Source organism: Spirillospora sp. NPDC048824 (assembly GCF_043198455.1).
In the GTDB taxonomy this organism is placed as follows: Bacteria; Actinomycetota; Actinomycetes; order Streptosporangiales; family Streptosporangiaceae; genus Spirillospora.
In genome coordinates this window covers 36,333-52,057 of the sequence record NZ_JBICUS010000016.1, presented here as the reverse complement: position 1 = coordinate 52,057, position 15,725 = coordinate 36,333, and the positions used below count along the sequence as shown (strand labels likewise).

Genomic DNA, 15,725 nt, shown 5'->3' with positions numbered 1-15,725 from the left:
TGCTCGGCCCGCCTTCAGGATCGGGCCGCCCTGGTGAGGGCGTCGCCGGTGAGGCGGTAGACCGTCCACTCGTCCTGCGGGCGTGCGCCGAGGGACTCGTAGAAGCCGATGGCCGGCGTGTTCCAGTTGAGGACGGCCCATTCGACGCGGCCGTAGCCGCGTTCGTCGGCGATGCGGGTCAGTTCGGTGAGCAGGGCCTTGCCGTGGCCGTGACCGCGGACGTCCGGGTCGACGTACAGGTCCTCCAGGTAGATGCCGTGCGTGCCGTTCCACGTGGAGAACGTGAGGAACCACAACGAGACCCCGACGACCCGGCCCTCATGCTCGGCGACATGAGCGAAGACCTTGGGGTCGTCGCAGAAAAGACTCTCGCGCAGTTGCTCCTCGGTGGCCTTCACCTCGTGCAGGGCGCGCTCGTACTCCGCGAGGTCGCGGATCAGCCGCAGGATGCCGGGGACGTCGTTCGGGGTCGCGAATCGGATCACATCGGAAGGTTATTCGAGCGGGGCGAGCGGCACGGACGGGTCGGCCCAGCGGTCGTTGGGGACGAGCGGGTACCAGCCGGGCCGGCCGGGGTCGCGGTCGTAGGGGTAGCCGCCGAGTTCCCGGTACAGCTCGGCGTACTCGGCGACCTTGTCGCGGTCCAGGCGGACGCCGAGGCCGGGGCCCGGCGGAACCGTGATCCTGCCGTCCGCGTAGCGCATCGGGCCGCCCTCGATGACGTCGTCGGTGAGGTGGTGGTAGTGGGCGTCGGCGGCGTAGGTGAGGTTCGGCAGGACGGCGCCGAGGTGCAGCATGGTGGCGAGCTGGATGCCGAGCTCGCCGGAGGAGTGCACGGCCACGCCGATCTGGAACGTCTCGCACACGGCGGCGGCCTTCACACAGGGACGGATGCCGCCCCAGAACGTGGTGTCGAGGAGGACGACGTCCGCGCTGCGGCGCAGCACGTTGGCGGCGAGCTGCTCGAAGTTCACGACGACGGTGTTGGTGGCGAGGGGGACGTTCACCCGCTCGCGCACGAGCCGGAGCCCCTCCAGGCCGAGGACGGGGTCTTCGAGGTAGTCGTTGTCGAGGTCCTCGATCGCCTTCCCGAACCGCAGCCCCTCCTCCAGGCTGAGCACGGAGTTGGGGTCGTAGCGGAAGCGGTCGCCGGGGAACGCGTCCGCGAGCGCCTTGTAGCACTCCAGTTCGTGGCCGGGCGGGAAGACGCCGCCCTTGAGCTTGTGGACGCCGAACCCGTGCAGGTCCTTGAGCGCGCGGGCGTGCTCGACGAGCTGGTCCGGGGTGCGGACCTCCGGTGCCCCGCCCGCGCCCGGATACCGGTAGAAGAGGTAGGACGCGAACGGAACGGAGTCGCGGATACGGCCGCCGAGCAGGTCGTGCACCGGGACGCCGAGGTACTGGCCGACGAGGTCCAGGCAGGCGAACTCGATCGCGGCGAGGATCTGCGTGCGGTTGTTGTAGAGGCTCGCCGTAGGGTTGGCGATCTTGAAACGGAGGGTCTCCAGCTCGAACGGGTCGTGTCCCTCCAGATGCGGCGCGAGGGCCTGGAAGGCGGCCTCGGCGCTCTGCCCGCCGCCGCCCATCTCGCCGAGCCCGACGAGGCCGTTGTCGGCCTCGACCTCCACGATCGTCCGGACGAAGCGGCCCCAGTGCGCGCCGTTGCTGTGCAGGAGCGGCGCCTCCAGCGGCACGGTGACCGTGGTGGCGCGGATACCTGTGATCTTCATGTGCTTCCGATCCATGCTCGACGCCGTGCCGTTCAACGCAGGACGGTGACGGTGACGACGCCGCACGCGGGCAGCCGTACCGTCATCGTGCCGTCCCGGACGGGCAGCTCCGCCGGGTCACGCTCCAGACCGCCGCTCAGCAGCGCGCCGGTGACGCCCGGCACGTGCAGGCGCGTCTCCACCGCGTCGGCGGCGAGCGACTGGAGCCGGATGGCCAGCCCGTCGCCGGCGCGTGCGCGGCCCACCGAGGTGACGAGCACGTCCGGGTCGTCCACGTGCAGGAACGTCCCGTTCGCCGGTGCGCTCGCCGCGGGCGGGTCGCCCGTGGCGAAGGTGGCGACGAACGGGTCGGTGAGGCCGGCGGCGGTGCGGGCGCCGAGCCTGCGGCCCGACCCGGCGGCGCCGGACGCGAAGGCGTAGCGGAAGGTGGTCTCGCCCTGCTGCTGGGACGGGAAGTTGGTGTCCCAGATGTTGTTCAGCGCCCACGAGTAGACGGTGCCGTCCTCGTTGTCGAGAGTGGGCGGGAACGGCGCGTACGGCATGTGGATGGAGCCGAACTGGACGAGCGGCGCCTCCAGCGTCGCCCACGCGACGGTCAGGCCGGGGTCCTCGAACGCGACCCAGTGCCGGATGGGCCGCATGTGCTCGGCCGATCCGGGGACGCTCGGGACCGCGGTGCCGCCGACGCCGCCGGTGAGCTCCCAGGCGGCCGGCGGCCCGTCCACGGCGAACGGGAACGCGAAGAACACCGCCTCCTTGGCCGCCGTGGGCTGCTTGCCCAGCTGGTAGCGGACGTCGACGCGCGGGACTCCGGCGTACAGGTCGATGGTGGTGCGCAGCCAGTCGACGCCCTTGCCGTGCTGCTCGATGACGAGCCGTTCGCCGGCGGGGGTGCGCTCGCACGCGGTGACGGTCGCGTGGGTGCCGACGGCCCGGTCGCCGAGCATGGTCTTGTCGTGGACGAGCATGTGCCCGGACATGTGGTTGAAGTGCGGCGCGGTCGCGTACCGGTCGTAGACGTACTGCCCGAACCCGGCGACGGAGCCGGAGTTCACCAGTTCACGGCCGGCGACCTTGTCGAACACCGAGCCGATGTGGCCTTCCCTGACGTCGTAGGCGACGCGGTAGAACTCGTTCTCGATCGTCCCGTCGGAGCCGAGGTCGATCGGCTCGGGCGCGGCGGCCCCGCCGCGGTCGGCGCCGGCGCGGACCACGTCGACGCGGACGTGCCCGTGGCCGGGGACGTCCGGTACCACCGCCTCCAGGTGGCGCCCGATGGGACGGGTGGGCCACTCGTCCGGGTCGACCTCCTCCTCGCGGTGCGGGACGGGCTCGCCGGTGCGGGCGTCCACGAGTGCGACCGGGACGTCCACGGCGACGACGTCGCGGGGCAGGAACGCGCGGGCCACGTCGGTGCGGGCGGCGGTGCCGGGGTTGACGACGAGGAACGACGCGAGCGCGTCAGGCGCCGCCCCGAACGTCGCGCCGAGCCGCCGGGCGCCGGACTGGAGCAGGTCGAGCGCGTCGTCGTGGGCCTGGTAGCCGACCTGCGACTTGCGGGTCCACTGCAGGCCGCCGGAGTCGCCGCCCTCTTCGGCGTCCTCCCACGGGTTCGCGGCGCCCCAGGTGTGCTCGTCGAACAGCGCGGCGCGGTCGTACGCCTCGTCGATCGCGGCGGGTGCGCCCGTGCGGTCGCCGCTGCGGTCGTCGGCGAGGGCGTGCAGCGTCTCGGCGGACCGCAGGATGTTCTGCGCGCGGCGGACGTGGCCGAGGGGGCGGGCACCGGAGCCGAGGCCGTCGGCCCACCAGTCGGTCCAGTCGCCCTCGTGGGTCTGGAGCCGGTCGCCGTGGTGCTCTTCGACGTACTCGAAGAAGTCGGCGTTGGTCGCCATCCGAAGCCGGGGGTACGCCCACGTCTCGTTCCACCGGTGCGCGATGTCGGCGGGGACGATCGACGGCCCGGCGTTGTCGGCGTGCGCGCCCTGCACGCGCAGGTGGACGGCGTCCAGGAAGTCGGGGTCCTTGGCGGCGCCGACCTGGCCGGGCGCGGCGTACCAGCCGAACGTCCCGGGCCCGTACGGGTAGGGGCGGTCGGCGAGGGAGCCGAGGTAACGGGGCAGCAGGTCCTCGGCGAGGTCGTAGCCGTCGACGAGCCCGACGGTGTTGCCCTCCATGTAGGCCATGCCGTGCGGGGTGTCGGTGAACCAGACGATCAGCTCGCCGCCGCCGGGCGACCGCCACCGGAACGGGCGGGCGAGCTTGTCGCCGCCCGTGATGTAGGGGACGGACCGCCCGGCCCAGTTGTGCGCCGCGGCCAGGTAGCGGACACCCGCCGCGTTCAGCGCGTCGACGGTCCCGGCGACCGCGCCCGGGATGTCGGTGTGCATGGCCGAGCGGACCTCGATGCCGTACTCGTGCCGCAGGTGCTCGACGAAGCGGAGCTGCCGGTACAGCTCTTCCGTCGAGCACGCCTCCGTGTGCAGCTGCATCGGGAACGCGGTGACCTCGATGGCGCCCGCGCGGACCCGCTCGGTGAACTCGGCGACCTGGTCGCCGGGTCGGGTCGCGAGCCAGCGCAGCGCCGGCATCGACGACTCCACCGACCACCGGAACCGGGCGTCGTCCGGGCGCCCGTCGGTCTGCCGCGCCAGCCGCAGCGCCGCGTCGAGGTAGTCCAGGTGGTGCCGCAGGACGGTGCCCTGCGTGTCGGTGTAGCCGATGTCCAGGTGCGAGTGGTGGACGACGAAGACGTTCCACTTGCGCTGCGGGAGGATGTCGAGCGGCGCGGCGCCCACGAGACCGTCCGCTCCGCCAGCGCCCGGCCGCCGCACCTCCAGGGTGACGCGGCGCGGGCCGTCCGCCTCGGGGACGAGCAGCGTGACGGTCTCGCCGGCGGCGGCGGTGGCGCTCGCGACGACGGTGTCACCGTCCTTGAGCGCCAGGTCCACGGGGCCGCCGCCGGCCGGTGTCAGCCGGACGGCCTGCCGGAGCTCGCCGGTCTCGTCCCGCTTGAACAGCGGCAGCACGGCGGCGCGGACGGACAGCCCCCGCACCGCGAGGACCTCGGTGGAGGTGTCCTCCCGCAGCGCTTCGCGGATCCCGTCATAGTCGGGCGAACCGAGGCTCGCCTGAAGCAGACGACTCGTCATCGTTATGCGTCACTCTTTCTCTGGGGAGCGTCAGAACTGGGCGAGGGTGAGCCCGCGGGTGAACAGCCGCTGCGTCGCGAGGAACAGCAGGACGGTCGGCAGCGAGACCACCAGCCCGGCGGCCAGCGCGATCGGCACGGGCGTCCCGGCGTACACGTCGGTGGTGAGCGCCGACAGCTCCGCCCACACCGGCCGGACGTTCTCCGACTGCGACAGCGTCAGGCCGAACAGCAGGTCGTTCCACACGAAGGTGAACTCCAGGATGAACACGGCGGCGAGGGCCGCCGAGGACAGCGGGAGGTAGATCCGCCAGAAGATGCGGAACGTGGACGCGCCGTCCAGCCGCGCCGCCTCGAAGATCGACATGGCGACGTTGCCGAAGAAGTTGCGCATCACGAGCGCGGCGAGCGGGACGTTGATCGCCGAGTAGATCAGGATCAGCCCGAGCCTGTCGTCGTACAGCGCGACCTTGCTGTAGCCGACGAACAGCGGGATCAGCAGCATCTGGAACGGCACCACGGTCCCCGCGAAGATCACGATGAACCAGGTGAAGCCGTGCTTGAGCCGCAGCACCACGATCGCGTAACCGGCGAGCGCGCCCAGCAGGACGGCCAGTAGCGGGGAGACGACGCTGTAGAGCAGGGTGCTCAGCAGCGAACTGCCGACGGCGGTCTGCTCCCACGCCTGCGAGATGTTGTCGAACAGCCCGATCGACGACGGCGGCGACACCGAGTCGGACGGATCGTAGTCGCCGGCGGGCCGGACGGCGTTCGCCACGATCAGGTACGTGGGGAACAGCCACACCACGCCGAGCACGGCCAGCACGGCGCGGCGCACCGTCCGGTTCAGCGCGCCCGCTCTCCGGCCGCCGCTTCGCTCCGTCACGACATCTCCTCCTTGCCGATCTGGCGGCGCAGGTAGACGTACGAGGCCAGGCCCGTGATGGTGGTCAGCAGCACCGCGACCGCCGAGCCGTATCCGTACTCGTTGGCGACGAACACGTCGCGGTACATGGTCACGGCGAGCGTCTCGGACGAGCGTCCCGGCCCGCCCTGCGTCATCACCCAGACGATGTCGAAGTTCTTCAGGCCCGCCACGAGCGCGAGGCCGAGCACGACGGTGGTGATGGGCCGCATCAGCGGCCAGGTGACGTGCCGGAACATCGACCATCCGGACGCGCCGTCGATGCGGGCGGCCTCGATGGGTCCCTTCGGGATCGACTGCAGGCCGACGACGAACAGCAGCATGTTGACGCCGAGCTGCTGCCACGTCCACACCACGATCATCACGAGGGTGTTGCGCGGGCCGTCCTGGAGGAAGGCGGTGTCGCCGCCGGGCATGCCGAGGGTCGTCAGGATCTGGTTCACCATGCCGTCCGGCTGCAGGATGAAGCCCCAGATCACGCCGAGGCCGGCGCCCGACATCGCGTACGGCAGCAGGAACGGCAGCCGGAACCAGCCGCCGCCCCTGACGTCGTAGGACAGCACGGCGACGAGCAGCCCGCCTCCCACCGGCAGCGCGACGGTCCCGACGACCCACAGCAGCGTGTTGCGGATCGAGATGAGCAGGGCATCGTCCTCAAGGAGCCGCCGGTAGTTGTCGAGGCCGGTGAACTCCGGCGACGCGAGCCCGTCGTAGGAGGTGAAGCTCAGGTACGCCGTCCACAGGAACGGCAGGTAGAGCAGGACGGCGACCAGCAGCACGGCCGGTGAGATGTAGACGTGCCGGAACCGGCCGTGCAGCGCGAAACCCTTCCCGGGACGGCCGCCGCGCGAGCCGCGGCGGCCGGTCCCCGGACGGTGCCCGCGCTCCACCGCCGGCGCCGGAGGGTCGGCGGTGGCCTTGTGCGTGCTCATGAATGGATCAGCTTCCGCCCTTGTGCGACTTCCAGTAGTCCTCGTTCACCTTCTGGATGTTCTTGAGGACGTCCATGTACGAGCCGGGCTCGTTGAGGAACTTGTCGAACCCGCTGAGCGCCTCGGTGAGGACGGGCGGGGGCGCCGCCTCGAAGTAGCGCAGGATGAGCCGGTTCTCGTTCGACGCGGCCTCCTTGGTGACCTTGTCCAGCTCGGGGTCGGCGACCTTCACCTTCGGGTTGCCGGACACGTCGCCGCGCGCGTTGGACCACTTCTCCTGCGCCGCGGGCGTGATCCACCACTTGAGGTACTTCGTGCTGGCCTCCGGGTCGGGGGCCTTGCGCAGCGAGCACAGCGGCCCGCTCTCGAAGATCAGTGACCGCTTCTGCAACTGCGGGTTCACGTTCGGGATGAAGAAGAACCCGTAGTCCTCGCCCTGCTTGAGGCCGCGCTGGGTCATGCTCGTGTTGAACCACGTCCCGTTGATGACCATGGCGGCCTCACCCGACTTGAAGTGGTCGGCGGGATCGGACTTGTCGCCCGGCTTGGTGAAGTAGCCGGCGTCGATCATCGACTTCCAGCGCTCCATCACCTTCACCACGCCGGGGTCGGTGTAGGACGCCTCGCCCTTCGACAGCCGGTCGTACAGGTCGGGGTCGCTGCCGGCGAGGAGCTGCTCGAACCAGGCGAAGGAGAACAGCGACGTCGGGGTGGTCTGGTTGAAGGGCACCTGGCCCTTCGACTTGAGCGTCCGCGCGACCTTCTCGAGCTCTGCCCAGGTCGTGGGCGGCTTCAGGTCGTGCTCGGCGAAGAGCTTCTTGTTGTAGAACATGCCCCAGTAGGCGGTGTTCAGCGGGACGCAGTACTGCTTGCCGTCGACCGTGTAGTAGGTCTTCAGTTCCTCGGTCAGGTCGCCGCTCTTGATGGCGTCCTGCCAGAGCTTCGTCGTCTCGGCGACCTGGTTCTGGTCGACGATCTCCTTCAGCCGCCCACCGGTCGTCCAGGTGAACAGGTCCGGTTTGACGTTGGTGCGGAACGAGCTCTTGATGAACGCCGTGTAGGTCGGTTCGTCGGTGTAGCCGACCGGTTTCATGTCGAGGCCGGTCTGCTGCTTGCCGAGCACGGCCATCTGCTCGAAGAAGGGCTTCCATGCGCCCTTGTCGTTGTAGAGCTTCAGTTCGGACTTGTCGCCGCCGCCGTCGCCGGATCCGCAGCCGGCGGCGAGCAGCAGCGCGCCCATGGTGAACGCGGTCACCCGCAGTCGCTTGGACGACAACATGGTGAGCCTCCTTCATCGGGTGGGTGCCCGATCGGGGTGGTCGAAGGATGAACAGACCGCGCGGCGCGTCCGCCGGGCGGCAGGGTGCGGGGGTGCGGGGGTGCGGTGATTACGGGGTGCGGGGGTGCGGGGGTGCGGGCTACGGGGTACGGAGATGCGGCTCGCTCAGCCGAGCCGCTGCTCGATCACGTGTTTGACGTCGGCGAGGTGGGAGCGCATGAGCTCCTCGGCCTCCCGTTCCGCTCCGGTCTCGATGGCACCGAGGATCGCCCGGTGCTCCTCGTAGTCCCGGGTGCGGTCGTCGAAGATCCGTTGTATCTCGCGCTGCTCGGTGGAGTGCACCATCAGCAGCGAGTCGATGACCTCGCAGAGGACGGAGTTGCCGGCGGCGCCGGCGGTGGCCCGGTGGAAGGCCATGTTGGCGTCGTGCAGCCGCGCCTCGGCCTCCTCGCCGGAGGTCAGGTTCCGGGCCGCATCGGCCAGGACGGTGCGGAGCCGTTCGAGGTCGCCGGGCTCGGACCGGTGGGCGGCCTGGGCGGCCAGCGGCGGCTCGATCAGCAGCCGGGCGTCCAGGAGCTGGAGCAGCCGGTCGCCGTCCAGCGTCCGGGCGTTCGGGTTCGGGATGATCACCCGTTCGAGGTCGGCGCCCACATAGATGCCCGAGCCGTGCCGGAGCTGGATCGCTCCGGTCGCCTCCAGCCTGCGCAGCGCCTCCCGCAGCGTCGGCGTGGTCACCGCGAAGCGCTGCGACAGCTCGCGCGCCGACGGCAGCCGGTCGCCGGCGCTCAGGCCGTCCGACCTGATCAGCTCCAGCATCCGCTCGGTCAGCGCATCCGCCAGGCTCGGCCGGGCCACATCGTGTGACATCGCCACCTCGTTCCCAAGAAGTAAAGTCATCTAATCACTTAGCGACTGGTCGTGTCCAGCCTTTCCTGCCAGGTCACCGGCGAGGTTCCGCCGCAGGACGGCCCGCTCCTCCTCGAACGCCAGCCGCCCCAGCCGCGCGGTCATGATGCCGTCGAACCCGTGGCACGCGCCCGGCACATGGTGAACCTCGGTGGAGACCCCCGAGACGATCAGGCGGTGCGCGTAGTCGAGATCCTCGTCCCGCAGCGGGTCGAACTCCGCGACCAGCACGTACGCGGGCGGAAGGCCGCTCAGGTCGGTGGCGCGGGCGGGCGCCGCATACGCCGGGACGCCGGCCCGCCCGCCCAGGTAGTGCCGCCACATGTGCTCGACGTCGGTGCGGTTGAACAGCGGCGGCTCGGTGAACGCCCGCATCGACGGGGTGTCCATGCGGTCGTCCAGGACGGGATAGAGCAGCATCTGGAACACCAGCGGCGGACCGCCCTCGTCCCGCGCGCGCAGCGCCACCGCGGCGGCCAGCGCGCCCCCGGCGCTCCCCCCGCCCACCGCGACCCGCTCCGGGTCGCCGCCGAATCCGGCCGCGTGCTCATGCGCCCACACCGTCGCCGCGTAGCAGTCCTCGAACCCGGCGGGGAACGGATGCTCGGGCGCGAGCCGGTAGCCGACCGACACGACCGCGATCCCGTCCTCGGCGGCGAACTTCACGCATCGGCCGTGCTCGTTGTCCAGGCCGCCGGTGACGAACCCGCCGCCGTGGAAGTACACGAGCACGGGCGCCGGACGCGCGGCACGCCCCGGACTGTAGATCCGCACCGGCACGGGAGGCGCACCCGGCGGCCCCGGGATCATCCGGTCCCGGATCTCGGCGCCCGCCCCGGCGACGGGTTCACTCAGGGCGGCGACGAGGTCGCGCATCGCCGTTCGGGCCTTGAGCGGGTCGGCCAGCCCGACATGGGGCATTCCGTCGAGCGCGGCGGCCAGGTCGGCGTCCATGGGACCTCCATGTCCGAAGGGGATGGACGCGCCCCCGGGCGGGAGGTCACCCGGGGGCGCGTGGGGAGCGGTACCGCCGTGGACGGAACGGCGATGCCGCGGCATTGCGGGCGGTGTCAGCCGGAGACCGGCAGGTTGACGTAGCGCGCCCGGTAGATGGTGACGTCCCGGTAGTTGTCGTTCTCGGGGCCCTTGGTGGCGTCCAGGCTGTTCACGTTGTAGGAGATGACCAGGTTGCCGCTGGACGACAGCGAGGCGTGCTGATGGGCGTTGTAGGTGTAGACGTCCGGGTCCCCGTAGGAGCCCCAGGCGCCGGTCTCGGGCGTCGAGTAGACGGTCTGCTCGGCGGTGAACGGCCCGCCTGCCGAGCAGGACAGCAGCACGTCGATCTCCGCACCGAAGGCGATCTTCGTGTCCTGGTTGACCATGATGTAGTGCGGGCCGCGCCGGGTGACGCTGAACTCGTTGGACACGCCGCTCATCAGCCGCGCCGACGCCGTCTCCGTCCACGACCAGCCGGCCGCCGTCCGGTACTCCCACCTGCCGCGCAGGTCGGAGCCGAGCACCCGCGCGACGTGCAGGTACTTGGTGTTCACCTTCGTTTCGGGGTCGGTGTAGTCCTCGGTGCCGTAGATGTAGGTGTGGCCGCCGTCCTTGAGCAGCGCCGAGCCCCACTGGACGCCGTCCGCCGAGGGCATCGCCCTCACCTGCGTGGGCTCGGACAGGTCGCCGGTGGAGAAGCGTGCGAGGACGTTGCCCTTGAACTTCATGTCCCACCCGGTGCCGTTCGTCGGGTCGGGGTCGTAGTACTCGCGGTAGACCTGCTGGATCTCCGAGCCGCTCTGGGTGAGGTCACCGGCCCAGTACCAGTGGGCCGGCTGCGGGGGCGGCATGACCGCCTCCGGGGCGGCGGCCGTCCCGCCGTGGACGGTGCTGAGCCCGCCGCCGGCGGACTGCACGACGAAGGAGCTGTTGATGAACGGGGTCGTCCCGCCGTCGTCGACGGTGAGCGGGCGGGAGCCGTCCGCGTTGACCTTGCCGAGGAACGTGTCGGAGTAGGCGTAGACGAGGCGCCCGTCCGACAGCTTCAGCGAGTACGTGGTGTCGGCGCCGGTCCAGTCGTCCAGGAGGGCGTTGCTGTTGCCGTAGGCGGTGAACTTGCCGTTCACGGCCGTGTTCGGCGCGGCCGTGCCGAACGTCGGCGCTGGGCGGCCGGAGCAGACCGGCCCGGCGGCGCTGTTCCCGGGGCCTTTGCCGTGCCCCTTCGCGTAGCCGTTTCCGGCCGTCCCGGCCGCGGCCGGGACGGCCGGAACGGTGGCCAGCCCGGCGCCGAGCACCAGGGCGGACGTGATGGCGGCGGCACGCGTCCGCCGCCGGCGTCGTGGCCGGGCGGGAGAGGAGGGCTGGGAGGGGACGGGATCCTGCATGGAAGCCTCCGCGAGCGCACACCGTGTGAACCAGGGGACGGATGGGGTTGGCGGTTCACACGCGGCCCGTGCGCCACATCATTATTCATTAGATGACTTGGTGTCTAGATCTCTGGGAGAGCGGCGGGGTTGCGGGCGAGAAGGCCGCCGTCCACGCGGTGCTCGGCGCCGGTCACGAACGACGAGCGCGGCCCGGCGAGGAACGCGACCATCTCGGCGACCTCGGCCGCGTTCGCCACCCGTCCGAGCGGATGCGCCCGTCCCCACTCGGCGACCTGCGCGTCCTGGCTCGACTCCCCGCGGAACAGGTCGGCGGCCCAGCGCAGCATCGGGGTGTCGACCGACCCCGGGCAGACCACGTTGGCGCGGATGCCGTCGGCGGCGTGGTCGAGCGCCATCGCCCGCGTCAGCGCGTTGATCGCGGCCTTGCTGGCGCTGTAGGCGGCGACCCGGTCCTGCGAGACGAAGGCCTGCACCGACGACATCGTCACGATCGCCCCGCCGCCCCGGCGCCGCAGCTCGGGGACGGCGGCACGGCAGGCGAGGAAGACGCCCTTGACGTTGACGCCGAGCACCTCGTCCCACAGCTCCTCGGAGGTCTCCTCGACCGTCCCGTAGCGCTGGACGCCGGCACAGGTCACCACCACGTCGAGCCCCCCGTGCCGGGACACGGCCGTCTCGACCAGGCCGCTCATCTGCGCGGCGTCGGTCACGTCCGCCACCGCGCCGGTGACCTCCAGGCCGTCCGCGCGCAGTTCCCGCTCCGCCCGCCCGACGCCGTCCGCGCCGAGGCCGCAGAACACCACCGCGGCGCCGTCCGCCGCGAGCCGCTCCACCACGGCCCGTCCGATCCCCAGCGACCCGCCGGTCACGATGGCGACCCTGCCGTCGAACTCCTTCATGTGTCCCCCTCGATCACGCCCGCGCTCAGCCGGAGCCTCCGGGTGCAGTGCGGCTCCAGCCGGAGCGCGGTCCCGTTGGCGGCCGCCGCCGCGAGCCCGTCCGTCGGATATCCGGCGAACGGTTCCAGGCCCATCACGTACGCGCGGCCCCACCACGGATGCCCGGTGGTCGCGCCGGACTCCTGCCACAGCCACAGATGCGGCAGGACGGACACGTCCCAGCGCACCCGCATCCCGAGGCCGCCGTCCGGATCGACGACCTCGTAGCGGCCCTCGTCCAGGCCGGCGAGGTAAACGATCTCACTCGGCGCACCGCGGCCGGGAACGACGTCGAGGTCGACGACCCCGCCGGTGTCGCCGGGGACACGCGGCCACGCGTGCGGCCCGCCTCCCGCGACGCGGCGGCCACCGGGCCCGATGGCGGTCTCGTGCGGGACGACCCGGGCGGCGCCGGGCAGCCTGATCCGGTGCCCCGGGCGCAGGAAGGGCGCGCCGAACACGATGTGGTGCCCCCACATCACGTCCAGCGGCACACCGGACTCGTTGGCCAGTTCCTCCTCGATGACCAGCTCGGGCTCGCCGGACCGGAGCCGGAGCGTCTTGACCAGCCGGAGCGGCATCCGCCTGGCCCGCACGCCGAGCCGGACGGCGACCTCGCCGGGGTCGTCGGCCACGATCTCGGCGTCCCACGGAAGGCCGGCGACCTCGCCGTGCTGGGCGAACGCGGCACCCCGGTAGGTGCTCGGGGCGCCGCCGTTCGGCAGGACCTCCTGCCACCCGCCCTCGTAACCGTCGAGGAACACGGCGGTGTCGTCCGCCGCGCCGCCGGCGACGTCCCGCGGGTTGCGCAGGCCGCCGGGCGACAGCCACACGAAGTCCATGTCGCGCGGCTTGAAGCAGAACTCGGCGATGTCGCCGCCCTTGCCCGCGAGGACGGTCACCCTCAGCAGTTCGTTCTCCAGCACCAGGGCGTCCACGCCCGCCCAGGTGATCTCGTGGACGCGGGCGCCCCAGTTCCGGGACGGCCGGTGGCGTCGATACGTCATCGGCGGCCGGTCAGCCCCAGGTCTCCGCGCCGCTGAAGGCGAAGTGCTCGCCGGGCGTGTAGCGGGGCCGCGGCTGGTACTCGTTCACGCCCGGCTCACCGCGCAGCAGCAGCGCGGACGGGAACGGCAGCGGCTCCTCGGTGATCCGGGTCGAGGTCGGGATGTAGCGGATCGTGAGGCCGCAGCGCCGGTGGGGCGAGTTGTTGGCGTTGCTGCCGTGCATGATGTTCGGGTGGTGGACCTCGACGTCCCCGGGTTCGAGGACGAGGTCCACGGCGCGGGACTCGTCCACCCCGACCGCGCTCTCCACGCCGAAGACGGCGCCGGCGTCGTCGCGCTCCCTGACCTCGTGCAGGTCGTCCTTGTGGCTGCCGGGGACGACGCGCAGGCAGCCGTTCTCCGGCGTCGAGCGGTCGATGGCGAGCCAGAGCGTCACGACGCGCATCGGTTCGAGCGGCCAGAACGCGCCGTCCTGGTGCCACAGGACCGCCTTGCCGGTGTAGGGCGGCTTGGAGATGTAGGCGGAGGCGAACAGGGCGATGTCGGGTCCGATGAACCGCTGCGCCACGTCCAGCAGCCGGTCGTCGGAGACGAGCCGCACCCAGAAGGGGTCCTTGGCGACCAGTTCGGTGGACAGGTCCTCACCGGTCCGGTCGGGGTGGCGCTCCTGCAGCCAGCGGACGTGCTGGTCGGCCTCGGCGATCAGCGCGGAATCGATGACGTTCCTGAAGATCGCGTATCCGTCGTCGTCGTAGCCTCGCATCGGATCGTCGTCCATGGGCGTCCCTTCTGTGTCCAGTCTGTGTCCGGCCGAGGGCGGGGTCTCGCGCGGGTGGTGTGCATCGGCACCCGCAGTCTTAGTCATCAGATCACTTGTTGTCTAGATGTATCGTCGCCCTATCGCGGCCGCCCCGCAGAGAGGACCCCATGAGCACGCTGGACACCGTGGTCCCGGCGAACCCCGGACGACCCGCCCGGATCGCCCTGATCGGCGAGTGCATGATCGAACTGAGCCATGTCGCCCCCGACCGGCTCGCGCTCGGATACGCCGGGGACGTCTTCAACGTCGCCGCCTACCTCGCCCGGAGCACCGCCCCCGGGACGGCCGACGTCCAGTTCGCCACCCTCATCGGCGACGACCCCTACAGCGCCTTGATGGCCGAGTCCTGGGCCGCCCACGGCGTCGGGGCACGGCACACCCGCGCCGTCCCCGGCGGGCAGGCCGGCCTCTACCTGATCCGCACAGACGGTGACGGTGAGCGGACGTTCCACTACTACCGGTCGCAGTCGGCCGCCCGGGGCCTTTTCGGGCCTTCCCAACCGGACGAGGTCGACGACGCCCTCGCCGGTCACGACCTCGTCTACCTCTCCGGGATCACCCTGTCGATCATGACCGGCCGGGCACGGGAACGGCTGCTCGCCGTCCTGGACGAGACCCGGCGGCGCGGCGGGCTGGTCGCGTTCGACGGCAACTACCGCCCGGCGGGGTGGTCCTCGCCCGCCGCCGCGGCCTCCGCCATGTCCGCGGTCCTGTCCCGCACCGACATCGCGCTGCCGACCCTCACCGACGACCGCGCCGTCTTCGGGGACGCCTCCGCCGCCGACTCCGTTCGCCGTCTGCGAACGGCCGGGGTGGCCGAGATCGCCGTCAAGACCGGCGAGCGCGGGTGCGTGATCGCCGACGGCGACGTCCAGGAGTCCGTCCCGGCCGTGCCCGGCGTGGCCGTGGTCGACACCACGGCGGCGGGCGACGCGTTCAACGGCGGCTACCTCGCGGCCAGGCTCGGCGGCGCCGGGCGGCGGGCGGCGGCCGAGACGGCCTGCGTCCTCGCCGCCCGCGTCATCGCCCACCGGGGCGCGCTGCTGCCCGCCGAGCCCCGTCCGGCCGGGTCGCACACGTGATGCACGCCTCCCTCGCAGGAGGTTTGGAACACGTCGTTTCACGTCGGCGCGGACATTGGTGAGAAAGCCACGCGCGCCGGAGTCTCCCACAGTGCTTCGCAGGCGGTAGTTTCGAAGCAGCGGGACCATCCTGCGAGGGAGTGACGTGACCGAGGAAACCGCTGCGATGCCGACCAGTACGAAGTTGTCCGTCCGCGACGTGGTGACGGTGAAGCTGCCCGCCGCGAGCGCCTACCTGTCCGTCCTGCGGACCGCCACCGCGGGGCTTGCGGCCAGGCTGGACTTCACGCTGGACGAGATAGAAGACCTGCGCATCGCCGTCGACGAGGCGTGCGCGATGCTGCTCGCCCAGGCCGTCCCTGGGACGGACCTGGTATGCGAGTTCGAACTGACCGGGGACGCCATGCGCATCTCCGTGTCGGTGCTCACCGTGGACGGCGAGGAGCCCAGCCGCGACACCTTCGCCTGGACGGTCCTCTCGTCGCTGGCGGGCGAGGTGGACGCCCAGGTGGGCGCCGACGACAGGGTCACCGTGACGCTGCAGAAACGGCGCGGTACGGCGGGGTCCCCGTGA

The 15,725-nt window shown here is 71.4% G+C and carries 14 protein-coding genes; 2 read left to right on the top strand and 12 right to left on the bottom strand.

Going from position 1 to position 15,725, the window contains the following annotated elements; all coding sequences use genetic code 11:
- Positions 1–14: 14 nt before the first annotated feature.
- The 12 genes from ACGFIS_RS28225 to ACGFIS_RS28170 all read right to left on the bottom strand — a co-directional run bounded on the left by ACGFIS_RS28225 (position 15) and on the right by ACGFIS_RS28170 (position 14,027).
- Positions 15–485 (bottom strand): GNAT family N-acetyltransferase, encoded by a 471-nt coding sequence (locus ACGFIS_RS28225; protein ID WP_392901162.1) that lies wholly within the window; start codon positions 483–485, stop codon positions 15–17.
- 9 nt (positions 486–494) lie between these two features.
- A complete protein-coding gene (locus ACGFIS_RS28220) occupies positions 495–1,730 on the bottom strand; it encodes an enolase C-terminal domain-like protein (RefSeq protein WP_392973148.1) in 1,236 nt (411 codons plus the stop codon).
- A 32-nt stretch (positions 1,731–1,762) separates the two neighbouring features.
- Positions 1,763–4,879, bottom strand: coding sequence for a glycoside hydrolase family 38 C-terminal domain-containing protein (locus tag ACGFIS_RS28215; RefSeq protein WP_392901158.1), 3,117 nt, complete (start codon positions 4,877–4,879; stop codon positions 1,763–1,765).
- Between the two features lie 30 nt (positions 4,880–4,909).
- Entirely contained in the window at positions 4,910–5,764 is an 855-nt protein-coding gene (locus ACGFIS_RS28210) for a carbohydrate ABC transporter permease (protein WP_392973146.1), read from the bottom strand.
- Positions 5,761–6,735 (bottom strand): carbohydrate ABC transporter permease, encoded by a 975-nt coding sequence (locus ACGFIS_RS28205; RefSeq protein WP_392973144.1) that lies wholly within the window; start codon positions 6,733–6,735, stop codon positions 5,761–5,763. Before ACGFIS_RS28205 ends, ACGFIS_RS28210 begins: the two co-directional genes overlap by 4 nt.
- Positions 6,736–6,742: 7 nt before the next feature.
- Complete coding sequence (locus tag ACGFIS_RS28200) at positions 6,743–8,014, bottom strand: ABC transporter substrate-binding protein (protein ID WP_392901152.1); 1,272 nt, start codon at positions 8,012–8,014, stop codon at positions 6,743–6,745.
- Positions 8,015–8,179: 165 nt separating this feature from the next.
- Complete coding sequence (locus ACGFIS_RS28195) at positions 8,180–8,881, bottom strand: FadR/GntR family transcriptional regulator (protein ID WP_392901150.1); 702 nt, start codon at positions 8,879–8,881, stop codon at positions 8,180–8,182.
- Between the two features lie 30 nt (positions 8,882–8,911).
- Entirely contained in the window at positions 8,912–9,874 is a 963-nt protein-coding gene (locus tag ACGFIS_RS28190) for an alpha/beta hydrolase (RefSeq protein WP_392901148.1), read from the bottom strand.
- Positions 9,875–9,990: 116 nt separating this feature from the next.
- Positions 9,991–11,301 carry a DUF5005 domain-containing protein gene (locus ACGFIS_RS28185; protein ID WP_392973142.1) on the bottom strand — a complete coding sequence of 437 codons (1,311 nt, stop codon included), beginning with the start codon at positions 11,299–11,301 and terminating at the stop codon, positions 9,991–9,993.
- Positions 11,302–11,405: 104 nt separating this feature from the next.
- Positions 11,406–12,203: an SDR family NAD(P)-dependent oxidoreductase gene (locus ACGFIS_RS28180; RefSeq protein WP_392901144.1), complete on the bottom strand. Its 798-nt coding sequence runs from the start codon at positions 12,201–12,203 to the stop codon at positions 11,406–11,408.
- Positions 12,200–13,249 (bottom strand): DUF4432 family protein, encoded by a 1,050-nt coding sequence (locus tag ACGFIS_RS28175; protein ID WP_392901142.1) that lies wholly within the window; start codon positions 13,247–13,249, stop codon positions 12,200–12,202. The genes ACGFIS_RS28180 and ACGFIS_RS28175 overlap by 4 nt, the downstream gene beginning before the upstream one ends.
- Positions 13,250–13,259: 10 nt before the next feature.
- Positions 13,260–14,027, bottom strand: coding sequence for a phytanoyl-CoA dioxygenase family protein (locus tag ACGFIS_RS28170; protein WP_392901140.1), 768 nt, complete (start codon positions 14,025–14,027; stop codon positions 13,260–13,262).
- Positions 14,028–14,176: 149 nt separating this feature from the next.
- On the opposite strand from ACGFIS_RS28170, the gene ACGFIS_RS28165 reads away from it, so the two are divergent.
- Together ACGFIS_RS28165 and ACGFIS_RS28160 are read left to right on the top strand one after the other, a co-directional pair.
- Positions 14,177–15,151, top strand: a complete 975-nt coding sequence (locus ACGFIS_RS28165; RefSeq protein WP_392973140.1) for a sugar kinase — start codon at positions 14,177–14,179, stop codon at positions 15,149–15,151.
- 145 nt (positions 15,152–15,296) lie between these two features.
- On the top strand, positions 15,297–15,725 hold the full coding sequence (locus ACGFIS_RS28160; protein WP_392901136.1) for an anti-sigma factor: 429 nt from the start codon (positions 15,297–15,299) through the stop codon (positions 15,723–15,725).